Source organism: Streptomyces sp. NPDC094034, from assembly GCF_040303865.1.
Lineage (GTDB): Bacteria > Actinomycetota > Actinomycetes > Streptomycetales > Streptomycetaceae > Streptomyces.
In genome coordinates this window covers 35,735-50,936 of sequence record NZ_JBEOUD010000022.1, presented here as the reverse complement: position 1 = coordinate 50,936, position 15,202 = coordinate 35,735, and the positions used below count along the sequence as shown (strand labels likewise).

Genomic DNA, 15,202 nt, shown 5'->3' with positions numbered 1-15,202 from the left:
TGTCGGGGGATGACTACTCGCACTTTCCGTATCACGGTCCGCGGCGTCTTCGACGGACTCACCGCCGATCAGCGGGCCGAACTTCTCGCCCGCGCCGCGGAGCACGACGTTCTGCGCGCGGCCTTCACGCCCGAGGGGCATCTCAGTTACGACCTCGCGGCGCGATCCGCCTTCACCTTCCGTTTCGTCGATTCCGGGGAGGAAGAGGAGGACATCCTGGAGGCGTCCGAACGCGCCGAAGAGGCGGCGAAGGCATGGCTGGCCGAGCGGGGCTACGGCCACAAGAACCTCAGGTCCCAGGCCGAGGACCTCTCCCAGGCACCGCTGGGCAAGCGGCAGCGTCGCGCCGCGGCGCAGAAGAACGTCTGACCCTCCCGCCGCACTCTCGCCACCCTGCCGTCGGGCGGGTACGCCGGTTCTCGCACCGGCCGACCGTCGCGGGGCAGCGGGCGCGCGGCACCGAAGTTCACACTCCTCGAACGCGGGCCCCCGGCATCCCCATCCCACGCTCGGGCCAAGAACTCCATCCGGCCGACAACCACAACAAATCCTTGAGTACTCAAACACTGATAAGCTTGAGCACTCAAGGAGGTAGCAATGAGTGATGCGCTGGACGCGTCGTTGCGTCTCGTGAGGGCCCAGACGGCCCTGGTGAAGCGGTTCGACGCGAGCCTGGGAGGGCTGCACGGTGTGAGTCTGGCCGACTTCACGACGCTGCTGCGTCTGGGGCAGGCGCCCGGTGGCCGGATGCGGCGGGTGGACCTGGCCGAGGCGCTGGGGCTGACAGCCTCCGGGGTGACCCGGGGGCTGGCACCGCTGGAGCGGATCGGGCTGGTGACACGCGAGACGGACGCCCGTGACGGCCGGGTGGCCTACGCGGCACTGACCGACACCGGCCGCGCACGCCTGACGGACATGCTCGCCACGGCCGAGCAGGTCGCCGGCGAGATCTTCGCCGCGCCGCCGTGGAGCAAGGGGGACATCGGCCGGCTGTCCACCCTGCTGACCCACCTCGGCGGCACCGGCCTTCCCGGCCACACCCCGGCCCCGTGACCCCGCACGCCCCCGACGGATGGTTCGTCCGCACCTCGGAGCACCCACATGAATCCAACCCCCGCCTCCGCACCGCCGACCCCGGCCGCCACCACGGCCCACGCCCCGTGGGCCATCCGCACGGAGGGCCTGCGCAAGGTATATCCGCACGCGAAGGACGGCCTTGTCGCCGTGGAGGGCCTTGACCTGACGGTCCATCAGGGCGAGTTCTTCGGCCTGCTCGGCACCAACGGCGCCGGCAAGTCCACCACCATCGGCATGCTCACCACCCTGGTCGCGCCCAGCGCCGGCAAGGCGTGGGTCGCCGGGCGCGAGGTGAGTGCCGATCCGGTCGGCGTGAAGTCCCGCATCGGTGTGGTCTCCCAGGCCAACACCCTGGACCGCGGGCTCACCGTCGCGGACAACCTCGTCTTCCGCGGACGCTATTTCGGTATGCCCGCCGCCGCTGCCCGGCGCCGCGCGCTCGAACTGCTGAAGCGGTTCGGCCTCGCCGACAAGGCCGACGCCAAAGCCCACCAACTCTCCGGCGGTCAGGCCCGTCGCGTCATGATCGGCCGGGCCCTGATGCACCTGCCGGACGTGCTCTTCCTGGACGAGCCCACCGCGGGCGTCGACCCGCAGGCACGCGACGACCTCTGGCAGACCATCGCGAGCCTGCACGAGACCGGCCAGACCGTGGTGCTGACCACCCACTACCTCGACGAGGCCGAGGCCCTGTGCCGGCGCCTGGCCGTCATCGACCACGGACACCTGCTCACCTGCGACACCCCCGAGGCGATCAAGGCGTCCAGCGGAGCACAGACGGTCATCACCGTCCGGTACGACGCCGACGCGGCCCCGGCCGCCGACGCCTTCCACAGCATCCCCGGCGGCCCCCACGACCTGGCCGTCGACGGCCCGACCGTACGGGTTCGCACCACACGTCCCGACGGCGTCCTGGGCCACCTGCTACGAGCCGGCGGCGCGGCCGGCCTCACCGTCCGCGACGCCGCGACCACTCCCCCCAGCCTGCAGACCGCCTTCCTCACCCTGACCGGACGTGACTACACGCCATGACCATCGCGAACCCGATCACCACCACCCCCCGGCCGCTGTCGTCCCGCCGGGCCTCCTGGCACGCCTACCGCGCGCTGACCACGCGCGATCTGTACGTCCTGGGCCGCAATCTGCCCGTACTGCTCCTCCAAGTCGCCCTCCAGCCGCTGCTGTTCACCTTCGCCTTCGCCTACGTGATGCCCAGCATCGGCAGCGGACTCGGCGGCGCGACCTCGTTCTCCACAATCCTGCTGCCCGGCCTGATCGCCAGCACCCTCACGCTGCAGAGCATCATGTCCGTGACCGGCCCTCTGGCCGCCGAGCTCGGCCCCGGCCGTGAGATCACCGACCGTGCCCTGGCGCCGCTGCCCATCTGGGCCCTCGGGCTCCAGAAGATCACCTCGTCCGCGATCTTCGGCCTGGTCTCGACCCTCGTCGTCGTCCCGATCGTCCGGCTCGTCCACGCCCCCGGCAACGCGCCCAGGGTCCACATCGACAACTGGCCTCTGCTCGTTGCCACGTTGGTGCTCAGCGCGCTGCTCGCCTCCGCACTCGGGCTGCTGCTCGGAACCGCGGTCGACACCTCCGCCTTCGGGGCTCTGCTCGGTCTGCTCCTGGCCGCGGCCACCATGCTGGGCTGCGTCTACTACCCGTGGACCGCTCTGCACCCGATCCGCTGGGTCCAGGTCCTGACCCTCGCCAACCCGCTCGTCTACATGAGCGAGGGCCTGCGCGCCAACCTCACGCCGTCCACCGGTCACATGCCCACCTGGGCCTACCTCGGCGCGCTCACCCTCGGCACCCCCGCCCTGGGCTGTCTTGCCGTGCGCCGCTTCGCTCGGCGGGTGCGGACCTGACGCCCCGCCTCGACGCACTCGTCCGCGCACAACTGGACGTGTGACTCGGCGTATTGGGGCGAGGCGGGGGCTGAACAACCTCTGTCCTCCAGTCGTCCAGCCCCCGGTGTCTAGCCGACGGCCACGGCGCCGCGCAGTGCCTCGCGCACCACCCCGATCACCTCCACCGCGCGCGGGCTGAGATAGAAGTGGCCCCCGCGGAACACCTGGATGTGGAACGCGGCTGTCGTGTGGGCGCGCCACGCGTCGGCTTCCGCGGGTGTCGCCTTCGGGTCGTCATCGCCCACCAGGGCGGTGATCGGGCAGCCGACGGTCGCCTCCACGGGACCGTACGTCTCGATCGCCCGGTAGTCGCTGCGGATGGCGGGCAGCACCATCCGCAGCAGTTCCTCGTCACCGAGCACCTGGGCGTCGGTGCCGCTCAGGGCCTTCATCTCGGCCACGAGCCCGTCGTCGTCGCGCTGGTGGACCGTCTCCACGCGCCGTGTCGACGGTGCGCGCCTGCCGGAGGCGAACAGCATCGCGGGCGTCCGGCCACCGCTCTCAAGCCTGCGCGCGACCTCGAACGCGACGACCGCGCCCATGCTGTGCCCGAAGAACACCACGGGCCGGTCGAACAGCGGGGCCACCACGGGCGCGATCCGGTCGGCCAGCACACCGATGTCGTCCACGCTCGGCTCGGTCCGCCTGTCCTGACGGCCGGGATACTGGAGGGTCACCACGTCGCTGTCGCTCGCGAGCGCGGCCGAGACGGGGAAGTAGAAGCTCGCCGAGCCACCCGCGTGCGGGAAGCACACGAGCCGGACCGGGGAAGCCGGCGCGGGGTGGAACCGGCGGAGCCAGAGGTCGCTGTCATCGGCAACTGTCATGTCGATTCGTCCGTTCTGCTGTCGTTGGGGTGCTCAGAGGGTTCAGAGGGTGGTGTCGCCCGGGCGCTCGCCGAGCCAGGTCCGCACGGCGAGCGCCGTCGACTCGGAGTGGTCTTCCATGATCGTGAAGTGGTCACCGGGGACGTACGCGTCCTCGTGCGGGAGCGGCCACTCGGGCTCCCAGTCGTCCTCGGTCTCCAGCGCCGCCGACTCCCCCGGCGGGAAGGTGGCGTGCACGTACAGCGTCGGCGCCTCGACCGGTTCGGGCTCCCAGTCGCTGAACACGGGCACGTAGCCGCCCTGCCCGGTCAGTTGCGCGCCGTTCATCAGCTCGAACGCCTTGCTGCTGGACAGACGCTTCCTCAACGCCGCCTCCAACCGGTCCTCGAACGAGGTCGTGGCGGTGTGGGTGTCGAGCAGCACCACCGCGGCCGGTGCGCTGCCCTGCTGTTCGAGCAGCGCGGCGACGGCGTTGGCCAGCCATCCGCCCGACGAGTAGCCGAGGAGTACGAACGGCCGGTCGCCCGCCTGCCTCCTGACGGCCTCGGCCTGGAAGCGGACGACCGCCTCCCTGGTCGCCGGCAGCGCCTCCCCCGCCGCGAAGCCGGGGTGGGGCAGCACGGTCACATCCCGCTCCCCCGCGAACACGGGGGCGAACCAGGCGAAGTAGTGCGGGCCGGAGGGTGCCATCGTCGGCGGGAAGCACAGCAGCGGGGTTCCCGGTCCGGTCGCCAGCGTGATCGACGGCAGTGCGGGCACCTCGTCCGGTGCCGTGAACACCGGCCGCACCCGTGCGGCGGCGGTCACCATGTGCCATCCCTCCTCGTACAGTCCGAGGTCACACGACTGCCGGAACAGACCGGTGAACGTGTCCTCGGCCGCCAAGGCGGTGGGCGCGGCCGGGGTGCCCACGGTCCCCGAGGCGAGTTCGCGCCGCAGGTACCCGGCGAGCGCCGGGCCGGTCGGCTGGTCGAACACGACGGTGGTGGGCAGACGCAGTCCGGTCGCGCTCGCGAGCCGGTTGCGCAGTTCCAGCGCGGTCAAGGAGTCCAGGCCGAGCTGGGTCAGGGAACCGGAGACATCGAGTTCGTCCGAGGAGTATCCGAGCACGGCCGCCGCCTGGTCCCGGATGACCCGGAGCACTTCCCGGTCCTGGTCCTCCTCCGTCAGGCCGGTCAATCGCTGGGCCAACCGCTCCACGCCCGCGCCGGCCGCGCCGGCCGCCCTGGTGGCCCGTGGACGCACGAGGCCGCGCAGGAGAGCGGGCACGTCGTCGGGCGCGCCGCGCAAGGCGCCGACGTCGAGCCGCATCGGCACCACGACCGCGTCATCGGCCGCGCACCCGAGGTCGAACAGCGCGAGGCCCTGTTCCTCGGTCAAGCCGGTGACACCGGAGCGTGACATTCGCGCCACATCGGTCCCCGCCAGTGCGCCGGTCATCGCGCCGGTCGTGTCCCACAGGCCCCATGCCAGGGACGTCGCGGGCAGACCCGCCGCCCTGCGGTGGTGGGCGAGCGCGTCGAGGAAGGTGTTGGCCGCCGCGTAGTTGCCCTGGCCGGGATTGCCGAACGTGCCCGCGACGGAGGAGAACAGCACGAACGCCGACAACTTCAGGTCCCGGGTCAGCTCGTGCAGGTGCCAGGCCGCGTCGACCTTCGGCCGGAACACCTTGTCGATCCGTTCGGGCGTCAGCGAGCCGATCACACCGTCGTCCAGCACTCCGGCCGAGTGCACCACACCGGTCAGCGGGTGGTCCGGGTCCACCGCGGCCAGCAGTCGCGCCAGCGCTTCGGGGTCGGTGACATCGCAGGCGGCGAGCGTGACCTGGGCGCCGAGGCCGGCGAGTTCCGCGCGCAGGTCGGCGGCGCCGGGCGCGGCGGCGCCGCTGCGGCTGGCCAGCAGCAGGTGCCGGACGCCATGGCCGGTCACCAGGTGCCGGGTGACAAGGCCGCCCAGCGTGCCGGTGGCACCAGTCACCAGGACCGTGCCACCGGGCGCGAACTCCGTCGGGGACTGCGCCGTCGACGGTCGGGACGGTGCGATGCGCGGCACCAGCGGGTCACCGGCGCGCACCGCCACCTGCGGCTCGGATCCGGCGAGTACGGCGGGCAGCGCCGCCCACGACGCGTCATGCACGTCCACGTCGACCAGCGCGAACCGGTCGGGGTTCTCGGACTGTGCCGACCGGATCAGGCCCCACACCGTCGCGTTGGCGACGTTGGGCACGTCCTCGTCCGACCCGGTCGAGACGGCCCAGCGGGTCACGAAGACGAGGCGGGAGTCGAGGAACCGGTCGTCGGCCAGCCACTCCTGGGCCAGCCGCAGCGCACGGAGGGCGGCGGTACGGGCGGCGGAGACCGGCTCCGAGCCGTCGTCGACGCACGGGACGACGACCAGTTCAGGCACCCCGGCCTCGGCGAGTGCCGCGAGGTCGCCGTATTCCTCCACGACCATGCCCGCCGCGGCGAGACCCGCGCCGGCCTTCAGGTCGTCCGGGCCGATAAGAGCGCAACCGCGGGAAGGAGCGGGGGCGGCCGCACGGGTCTGTGCGGCCACCCACTCCAACCGGAACAGTGAATCGCGGTGGCGCGCACCCCATTGGTCCGCGGCGATCGGCCGCAGGACCAGGGATGCGACCGTCGCCAGGGGGTGTCCCTGTGCGTCGGTCAGCTCCAGGGAGACGGCGTCGGGCCCGGCCGGCGTGACCCGTACCCGCGCCGTGGTGGCACCGGTCGCGTGCCACCGGACCCCGCTCCACGAGAACGGCAGCCGGGGCCGGCCGGCGTCCTCGACGAGGTCGCCGAGTGTGCAGGCGTGCAGCGCGGCGTCGAGCAGCGCCGGATGGACGCCGAACGACGCGGCGTCCCGGTGCTGGGCCTCGTCCAACTCGATCTCGGCGTATACGGCGCGCTCGCCGCGCCATGCCGCCCTGAGGCCCTGGAAGACGGGTCCGTATCCGAACCCGGCCCCCGCGAGCCCGTCGTAGAGTCCTTCGACGTCGACGGGTTCGGCTCCGGCGGGCGGCCATTGCGTGATCGCGGCCGGGTGAGTGTGGGCTCCCGTGGTGAGGAAGCCGGTGGCGTGCCGGGTCCAGTCGGTGTCGGCGACCGGGTCGTCCGGGCAGGAGTCGATACTCAGCGCCCGGCGGCCGGAGCCGTCGTCGCCGCCGACCGTCACCCGCAGCCGCACGCCGCCGCGTTCGGGCAGCACCAGCGGCGCGGCCAGCGTCAGTTCGTCCACCTCGTCGAGGCCGAGCCTGCCGCCCGCGGCGAGCGCGAGTTCCACAAATGCCGTGCCCGGCAGGAGGATCGCCTGTGAGACGGCGTGATCGGCGAGCCATGGGTGGGTGTCCGTGCCCAACCTGCCGGTGCATACGAGGCCCTGACCGTCGGCGAGGTCCACGGCGGCGCCGAGCAGCGGGTGGTCCGCGCCCGCCAGGCCGAGACCACCGGCCGCTTCGTCGATACGCGGATCGCGCGGGGCGTCCAGCCAGTAGCGCTTGCGCTGGAACGCGTACGTCGGCAGCGGGACCGAGCGCCCGCCGGGGAGCAGCCTCGTCCAGTCCACCGGCGCGCCCCTCGTGCCCAGCCGCGCCACGGCGGAGATCAGCGCGGGCTCCTCCGGGCGATCGCCGCGCAGCGCCGGTACGAAGACCGCGTCGGGCGCGGACTCCTGGCCCAGCGCGGACAGTGTCCCGCCCGGCCCGATCTCGACGAACGTCGCCACGCCCTCGGACACGAGCGTGCCGACGGCGTCGGCGAACCGCACCGACTCCCGTACGTGCCGCACCCAGTACTCCGGCGAGGCCAACTCCTCGGCCGTCGCCCGGGCACCGGTCAGCGTCGACACGATCGGAATAGACGGCGCCTCGTAGGACACGCCTTCCAGCACCGCGCGGAACTCGTCCAGCATCGGCTCCATCAACGGCGAGTGGAACGCGTGGCTGACACGGAGCCGCGTCACCTTACGACCCGCCTCACGCCAGAGCTCCGCCAGCACCTCCACATCGGCGGCGACACCGGAGACGACCACCGAGTTCGGTCCGTTGACCGCCGCGATGCCCACGGTGTCAGGCAGCCCTGGCGCGACCTCGGCCTCGGACGCCTGGATCGCCACCATCGCACCGCCTTCGGGCAGCGCCTGCATCATCCCGGCCCGGGCCGAGACCACCTTGGCGGCATCGGCCAGCGACCACACGCCTGACACGTGCGCAGCGGCCAGCTCGCCGATCGAGTGCCCGGCCAGCGCATCGGGCCGCACACCCCACGACTCCAGGAGGCGGAACAGCGCGACCTCGACCGCGAACAGCGCGGGTTGTGTCACTCCGGTCCGGTGCAGGGCATCGGCATCGTCACCGAACAGCACCTCGCGCACGCCCGGGTCGAACTCGCCCAGCACGGCGTCCAGCGCCTCGGCGAACACCGGGAACCGCTCGGACAGCTCACGGCCCATGCCGAGCCGCTGCGACCCCTGACCCGAGAACAGGAATCCGACGCCGCCCACGGCGACGGACCCTTCGACCAGCCCGGGGAAAGGCCGCCCCTCGGCCAGAGCGGTGAGCCCGTCCAGCAGTGCGTCGCGGTCGCCGCCCAGGACAACGGCGCGGTGGTCGAACGCCGATCGCGTCGTCACCAACGAGTGGCCGATGTCGACCACTTCGGCCCCCGGCTCGGCCGCGACGTGCTCACGCAGCCGGATCGCCTGATCCCGTAACGCCTCCGCGTGGCGCGCGGACAGCACCCACGGCACAACGCCCTCGACCGGCGCGGACGCACCGGCGGGAGCGGACTCCTCGGCTTCCGGGGCCTGCTCGATGATGGTGTGGGCGTTCGTCCCGCTCACACCGAACGACGAGACGCCAGCCCGTCGCGGCCGGCCCGCCACCGTCCAGGGCCGGGCCCGCGTCAGCACGTCGACCGCGCCCGCGGACCAGTCCACGTGCGGGGAGCGTTCGGAGACGTGCAGGGTACGCGGCAGCACGCCGTGCCGCATCGCCATGACCATCTTGATCACACCCGCGACACCGGCCGCGGCCTGCGTGTGGCCGATGTTGGACTTCAGCGACCCGAGCCACAGCGGCTCACCGGCACGGTCCTTGCCGTAGGTGGCCAGCAGCGCCTGCGCCTCGATCGGGTCACCCAGTGTCGTACCGGTCCCATGCGCCTCCACCGCGTCCACCTCGGACGCCGTCAGCCCGGCACTGGCGAGCGCCTGACGGATGACCCGCTGCTGCGACGGACCGTTCGGCGCGGTCAGACCGTTCGACGCGCCGTCCTGGTTGATCGCGGAGCCGCGCACCACCGCCAGCACCTGGTGCCCGTTGCGGCGGGCGTCCGACAGCCGCTCCACCACCAGCATGCCGACCCCTTCACCCCAGCCGGTGCCGTCCGCGTCGGCGGAGAACGCCTTGCAGCGGCCGTCCGGGGCCAGCCCACGCTGTCTGCTGAACTCCACGAAGGCCGCCGGGCTGGACATCACCGTCACACCGCCCGCCAGCGCCAGCGAGCACTCGCCGGAGCGCAGCGCCTGCGCCGCCAGGTGCAGCGCGACAAGCGACGACGAGCACGCCGTGTCCACGGTCATCGCGGGGCCTTCGAGGCCGAGTACGTAGGACACGCGTCCTGAGGCGACGCTGCCCGAGCTGCCGAACCCGAGCTGGCCCTCGAAACCCTCCGGGGCACGCCGCAGGCGGGCGGCGTAGTCGTTGTACATCACTCCCGCGAACACGCCGGTCGCGCTGCCTCGCAAGGACTTCGGCTCGATCCCTGCCCGTTCCAGCGCCTCCCACGAGGTTTCGAGCAGCAGCCGCTGCTGCGGGTCGACCGCCAGTGCCTCGCGCGGCGACATGCCGAAGAACGCCGGGTCGAACTCGGCGGCGTCGTAGAGGAAGCCACCCCAACGGACGCTGCTGGTGCCGGTGTGCTCGGGGTCCGGGTCATAGAGCGACTCCACGTCCCAGCCCCGGTCGTCGGGGAAGTCGGACACCGCGTCACGGCCATCGGCGACCAGTCGCCACAGGTCCTCCGGTGAGCGCACCCCACCGGGGTAGCGACAGCTCATGCCGACGATCGCGATCGGCTCGTCCTCGGCGACGGTCGCGCGGGTGGTCGCCGTCCGCGCGTCGTCACCGCCGAGCAGCGTGGCGCGCAGATGGCCCGCGAGCACCAGGGGCGTCGGATGGTCGAAGACCAGCGTCGCGGGCAGCCGCAGCCCGGTGGTCGTGTCGAGCCTGTTGCGCAGCTCGACCGCGGTGAGCGAGTCGAAGCCGAGTTCACCGAATGCCCGCTCCGGTTCCACCTCGGCGGCGGACGCGTGGCCGAGCACGGCGGCGACGCAGGTGCGCACGAGATCGAGCAGCAGCGGCAGGCGTTCGTCCTCCGGGAGCGCCGATACGCGCGCCGCCAGGCTCCCGTCGGGCTTGGCGGCCTCGGGGCGCGCCGTGCGCACCAGTGCGCGCAGCAGCGGCGGGACGGCCTCGGGGCGCGCCCGCAGCGGCGCCAGGTCCAGTCGCATGGGCACGGCCACGGCCGAGGGCAGCGCGATGGCGGCGTCGAACAGCCGCAGCCCCTCCCCGGCGGACAGCGCGGCGACACCGGCACGCGAGAGACGGCCGCGGTCGGCCGTGGCCAGTTCGTCGGTCATGCCGCTCGCGTCCGCCCACAGGCCCCACGCGAGCGAGGTCGCGGGCAGGCCGCCGGCGCGCCGGTGCTGGGCGAGGGCGTCGAGATACGCGTTGGCCGCCGCGTAGTTGCCCTGGCCGGGATTGCCGAACGTGCCGGCGGCGGAGGAGAACAGCACGAAGGCCGACAGGTCCAGGTCACGGGTCAGCTCGTGCAGGTGCCACGCCGCGTCGACCTTCGGCCGGAACACCGCGTCGACCTGATCCGGCGTCAGCGACCCGATCGTGGCGTCGTCCAGCACACCCGCCGTATGCACGACAGCCGTCACAGGATGCTCGGCCAACAACGCCGCCACCGCCTCCCGATCACCCACGTCACAGGCGACGGCAGTGACCTCCGCCCCCAGTCCGACCAACTCGTCGTGCAGGTCGCCCACATGGCCGCGCCTGCTCGCCAGCACCAGCCGCCGCACCCCGTGCCGCACCACCAGATGCCGCGCCACCAGACCACCGAGCATCCCACTCGCACCGGTCACCAACACCGGCCCCACACCGAACCCCGGCCCCTCCGACCCCTCCGACTCCACCACACCCGCACGCACCAGCCTCGGCACGAACAACGCACCCGCCCGCAGGGCAAGTTGAGGCTCACCGGCAGCGACGGCGCTCGGCACAGCGCGGACCGAGGCCGCCGACCCGTCGACGTCGACGAGCACGAACCGCTCGGGGTGCTCGGCCTGCGCCGCGCGCACAAGGCCCCACACGGGCGCGCCGGCCAGGTCGGGGACGTCCTCGTCGGCGCCCGCCGCAACCGCTCCGGCGGTGACGAACACCAGCCGCGCCGAGCCCAGCCGGTCATCGGCGAGCCAGCCCCGTATCAGTGCCAGCGCCCGGTGCGTCGCCTCCGCCGGGCCCTCGGCCGTGGGCACGGGGGCGAACACCAGGTCCGGCACCTCGTCCTCCGCCAGCGCGGCCAGGTCCGGATACGCGCGGGACGGCGCGGAGGTCTCCACCCGACCGAGTCCGTCGCCCAGGACCGCCCAGCGGGCGGGGGCCGAGGCGGCGGGCCGTACGGGCGACCAGTCGACCCGGAACAGCGAGTCCAGCCGGTCGCCGCCCAGCCCGTCCGCCGCCAGGGGCCGCAGCGACAGTGCCTCGACCGAGACGACGGGGGCGCCCGTGCCGTCGGTCAGGGCGATCGTGACGCCCGAGGCGCCCGCCGGGGACAGCCGTCCCCGAAGCGCGGACGCGCCGCTGCTGTGCAGCCGCACGCCACGCCAGGAGTACGGCAGGTGCAGCCGCTCCGCGTCGGCGACGAAGCCGCCGAGCCCGATGGCGTGCAGCGCGGAGTCGAGCAGCGCGGGGTGCATCCCGAAGGAGCCCGCGGTGTCGCCGTCGGGCAGTTCCACCTCGACGAACACCTCGTCACCTCGCCGCCACGCGGCGCGCAGACCACGGAACGCGGGCCCGTAGCCGAGTCCCGACGCGGCGAGGTCGTCGTAACGGCCCTCGATGTCGATCCGTTCGGCCCCCGCGGGCGGCCAGGCGTCCCCACCGGTGGCCGGGACCGCCTCGCCCGCCGCGAGCGTGCCGAAGGCGTGCCGCGTCCACGGCTGATCGTCGGGCGCGTCGTCGGCCCGCGAGTAGGCGCTCAGCGCGCGGCGCCCGGACTCGTCCGGCGCCCCGATGGACACCTGGAGCCGCACCGCGCCCACCTCCGGCAGGACCAGCGGCGCCGCCAGCGTCAGCTCCTCGACGTGGTCGAGCCCGACTTGATCACCCGCTCTGATCGCCAGCTCCACGAACGCGGCGCCCGGCACGAGGACCACACCCCCGACCGTGTGGTCGGCCAGCCACGGGTGGGTGGGCAGGGAGAGCCTGCCGGTCAGCAGGGCACCCTCCTCGTCCGCCAGGGTGACGGCGGCGCCCAGCAGCGGGTGGTCGGCGGGCCGCAGGCCCACCGAGGCCACGTCCCACGTATGCGCGCCCGCGTCCAGCCAGAAGCTGGTGCGCTGGAACGGGTACGTGGGCAGGTCGGTCCGCCGGGCGCCGCGTCCCGCGAACACCGCCTGCCAGTCGAGGGCGACGCCCCGCACGTGCAGTGCGGCGACCGCCGAGGTGAGCGTGGTGCCCTCGGGCCGGTTCGCACGTGACCCGGCCACCAGCAGCGCGCCCTCGTCGACGCAGTCACGGCCCATCGCGGTCAGTACCGCGTCGGGTCCCAGCTCCAGGAAGTTCGTGACGCCCTGGTCGCGCAGGCACCGCGTACCGTCGAGGAACCGCACCGCCTCGCGGACATGCCGCACCCAGTGCTCCGGGTCGCGCGCCTGTGCCGGGGCCAGCACGGCGCCGGTCAGGGTGGAGACGATCGGGATCGCCGGCGTCCCGTAGGAGACGGTCCTGGCGACGGCGCGGAAGTCGTCCAGCACGGCGTCCACGTGCGGCGAGTGGAACGCGTGGCTGACCCGCAGGTACCGGCTCTTCCCGCCGCGTTCCCGCCACGCGCCGTCGATGACCGACACGGCGTCGGCGTCGCCCGCGACCACCGTGGACTCGGGGCCGTTGACCGCCGCGACATCCACCGTGCCACCGTGCTCGGCGACCAGGCGGCGGACAGTGTCCTCGTCCGCGCGCAGTGACAGCATCGCTCCGCCCTCGGGCAGCGCGCCCATCAGCCGGCCACGGGCGGCGACCAGCGCGCACGCGTCGGCGAGGGAGAACACGCCCGACACATGCGCCGCCGCCAGCTCCCCGATGGAGTGGCCCGCGAGGAACTGCGGGGTGAGGCCCCATGCCGTGACGAGACGGAACAGCGCCACCTCGATCGCGAACAGCGCGGGCTGCGTGTAGGTGGTGAGGTCGAGCAGGGCGGCGGCCTCGGTGCCCTGCTCGGCGAAGAGCACCTCCCGCAGCGGCCGGTCCAGATGCGGGTCCATTGCGGCGCAGATCTCGTCCAGCGCGTGCGCGAACACGGGGAACTCCCCGTACAGTTCGCGGCCCATGCCCACCCGCTGGCTGCCCTGTCCGCTGAACAGGAACGCGAGTTTGCCGCGCGTGCCCACCGTGCCGCGCAGCACGTTGGCCGCCTCACCGCCCGCGGCCAGGGCCTCCAGCCCGCGCAGCAGTTCAGCGCGGTCGGCGCCGACGACGGCGGCCCTGTGCTCCAGCGCGGTCCTGCTCACGGCGAGCGAGTAGCCGACGTCCGCCACCGACGGGTCGCGCCCGTCCAGGTGGGACAGGAGAGCGGCGGCACGATCGCGCAGCGCGGCGGGGTCGTTGCCGGACAGTACCCACGGCACCGCGTCGGCCAGGACGGGGTCGACGGGCTCGCCCAGTTCGTCGTCGGGGTCCACGTCGGGAGCCTGTTCGAGGACGACATGGGCGTTGGTGCCGCTGATACCGAACGACGACACCGCCGCCCGGTGCGGCTGCCCCGTCTGCGGCCACGGCCGCGCCTCGGTCAGCAGTTCCACGGCACTGGCCGACCAGTCGACATGCCGGGAGCGCTCGCCGACGTGCAGCGTCCGCGGCAGCACCTCGTGCCGCATCGCCATGACCATCTTGATGACGCCCGCGACACCCGAAGCGGCCTGAGTGTGGCCGATGTTGGACTTCAACGACCCGAGCCACAGCGGCTCGCCGACGCGGTCCTTGCCGTAGGTGGCCAGCAGCGCCTGTGCCTCGATCGGGTCACCCAGCGTCGTACCGGTCCCATGCGCCTCGACCGCGTCCACCTGGGCCGGGGTCAGTCCGGCGCTGTCCAGCGCCTGCCGGATCACCCGCTGCTGGGACGGGCCGTTGGGCGCGGTGAGGCCGTTCGACGCGCCGTCCTGGTTCACCGCCGAACCACGCACGACCGCCAGCACCTGGTGGCCGTTGCGCCGGGCGTCCGACAGCCGCTCCAGCAGCAGCATCCCGGCGCCCTCGCCCCAGCCGGTGCCGTCGGCGCTGTCGGAGAACGACTTGCACCGGCCGTCCGCGGCGAGGCCGCGCTGCTTGCTGAAGCCGATGAACGTGTTCGGGGTCGCCATGACGGTGACACCGCCCGCGAGGGCGAGCGAGCACTCGCCCGAACGCAGCGCCTGCGCCGCCAGGTGCAGCGTGACCAGGGAGGACGAACAGGCGGTGTCCACCGTGACGGCGGGCCCCTCCAACGCGAAGGTGTACGACACACGGCCGGAGGCGACGCTGCCGAAGCTGCCGGTGCCGAGGAAGCCGTCCAGCCCCTCCGGCACCGACCGCAGCCGCGACACGTAGTCGTGGTACATCACACCGGCGAACACGCCCGTCCTGCTGCCACGCAGCGACGACGCGTCGATTCCCGCCCGCTCGAACGCCTCCCACGATGTCTCCAGCAGCAGCCGCTGCTGCGGGTCCATCGCCAGCGCCTCGCGCGGCGAGATCCCGAACACGCCGGGGTCGAACTCGGCCGCGTCGTGCAGGAATCCGCCCTCGCTGAGGAACACCCGGTCGGGGTCCTCGGGGTCGGACAGCTCGACGTCGCCCCAGCCCCGGTCGGTGGGGAAGGCCGTCACACCGTCGCGACCGTTCGCGACCAGCTCCCACAGGTCCTCGGGGGAGTGTACGTCGCCGGGGTAGCGGCAGCTCATACCGATGATCGCGATCGGCTCCTGCTCACCGTCCTCGACCTCGCGCAGCCGCCGGCGTGTCTCACGCAGGTCGGCGGTGACCCGCTTCAGGAAGTAACGGAGCTTGTCCTCGTTGTCCATGCCGTCTCTACTCCAGGGAACGTCAAGCCAGTGGGGTGG

5 protein-coding genes and 1 pseudogene are annotated in these 15,202 nt (G+C 73.0%); 4 read left to right on the top strand and 2 right to left on the bottom strand.

The features are described 5' to 3' along the window. Positions 1 to 9 precede the first annotated feature (9 nt). From ABTZ59_RS20570 to ABTZ59_RS20555, 4 genes are all read left to right on the top strand, one after another. Positions 10 to 369, top strand: coding sequence for a DUF6204 family protein (locus ABTZ59_RS20570; RefSeq protein ID WP_351406179.1), 360 nt, complete (start codon positions 10 to 12; stop codon positions 367 to 369). Positions 370 to 597: 228 nt separating this feature from the next. Then, complete coding sequence (locus ABTZ59_RS20565; protein WP_351406170.1) at positions 598 to 1,053, top strand: MarR family winged helix-turn-helix transcriptional regulator; 456 nt, start codon at positions 598 to 600, stop codon at positions 1,051 to 1,053. 48 nt (positions 1,054 to 1,101) lie between these two features. Continuing rightward, positions 1,102 to 2,109 carry an ABC transporter ATP-binding protein gene (locus ABTZ59_RS20560; protein ID WP_351406160.1) on the top strand — a complete coding sequence of 336 codons (1,008 nt, stop codon included), beginning with the start codon at positions 1,102 to 1,104 and terminating at the stop codon, positions 2,107 to 2,109. Continuing rightward, on the top strand, positions 2,106 to 2,945 hold the full coding sequence (locus tag ABTZ59_RS20555; protein ID WP_351406152.1) for an ABC transporter permease: 840 nt from the start codon (positions 2,106 to 2,108) through the stop codon (positions 2,943 to 2,945). The genes ABTZ59_RS20560 and ABTZ59_RS20555 overlap by 4 nt, the downstream gene beginning before the upstream one ends. 110 nt (positions 2,946 to 3,055) lie before the next feature. On the opposite strand, the gene ABTZ59_RS20550 is transcribed toward ABTZ59_RS20555, so the two are convergent. Continuing rightward, positions 3,056 to 3,814, bottom strand: coding sequence for a thioesterase II family protein (locus ABTZ59_RS20550; protein WP_351406143.1), 759 nt, complete (start codon positions 3,812 to 3,814; stop codon positions 3,056 to 3,058). Positions 3,815 to 3,856: 42 nt separating this feature from the next. Next, positions 3,857 to 15,163, bottom strand: a pseudogene (locus ABTZ59_RS20545) (type I polyketide synthase); the annotation flags it as partial. Positions 15,164 to 15,202: the final 39 nt, after the last annotated feature.

Excerpts from the sequence above, each read along its gene's own strand:
- ABTZ59_RS20570 (WP_351406179.1), top strand. The coding sequence starts at position 10 with ATGACTACTCGCACTTTCCGTATCACGGTCCGCGGCGTCTTCGACGGA.
- ABTZ59_RS20565 (WP_351406170.1), top strand. The coding sequence starts at position 598 with ATGAGTGATGCGCTGGACGCGTCGTTGCGTCTCGTGAGGGCCCAGACG.
- ABTZ59_RS20560 (WP_351406160.1), top strand. The coding sequence starts at position 1,102 with ATGAATCCAACCCCCGCCTCCGCACCGCCGACCCCGGCCGCCACCACG.
- ABTZ59_RS20555 (WP_351406152.1), top strand. The coding sequence starts at position 2,106 with ATGACCATCGCGAACCCGATCACCACCACCCCCCGGCCGCTGTCGTCC.
- ABTZ59_RS20550 (WP_351406143.1), bottom strand. The coding sequence starts at position 3,814 with ATGACAGTTGCCGATGACAGCGACCTCTGGCTCCGCCGGTTCCACCCC.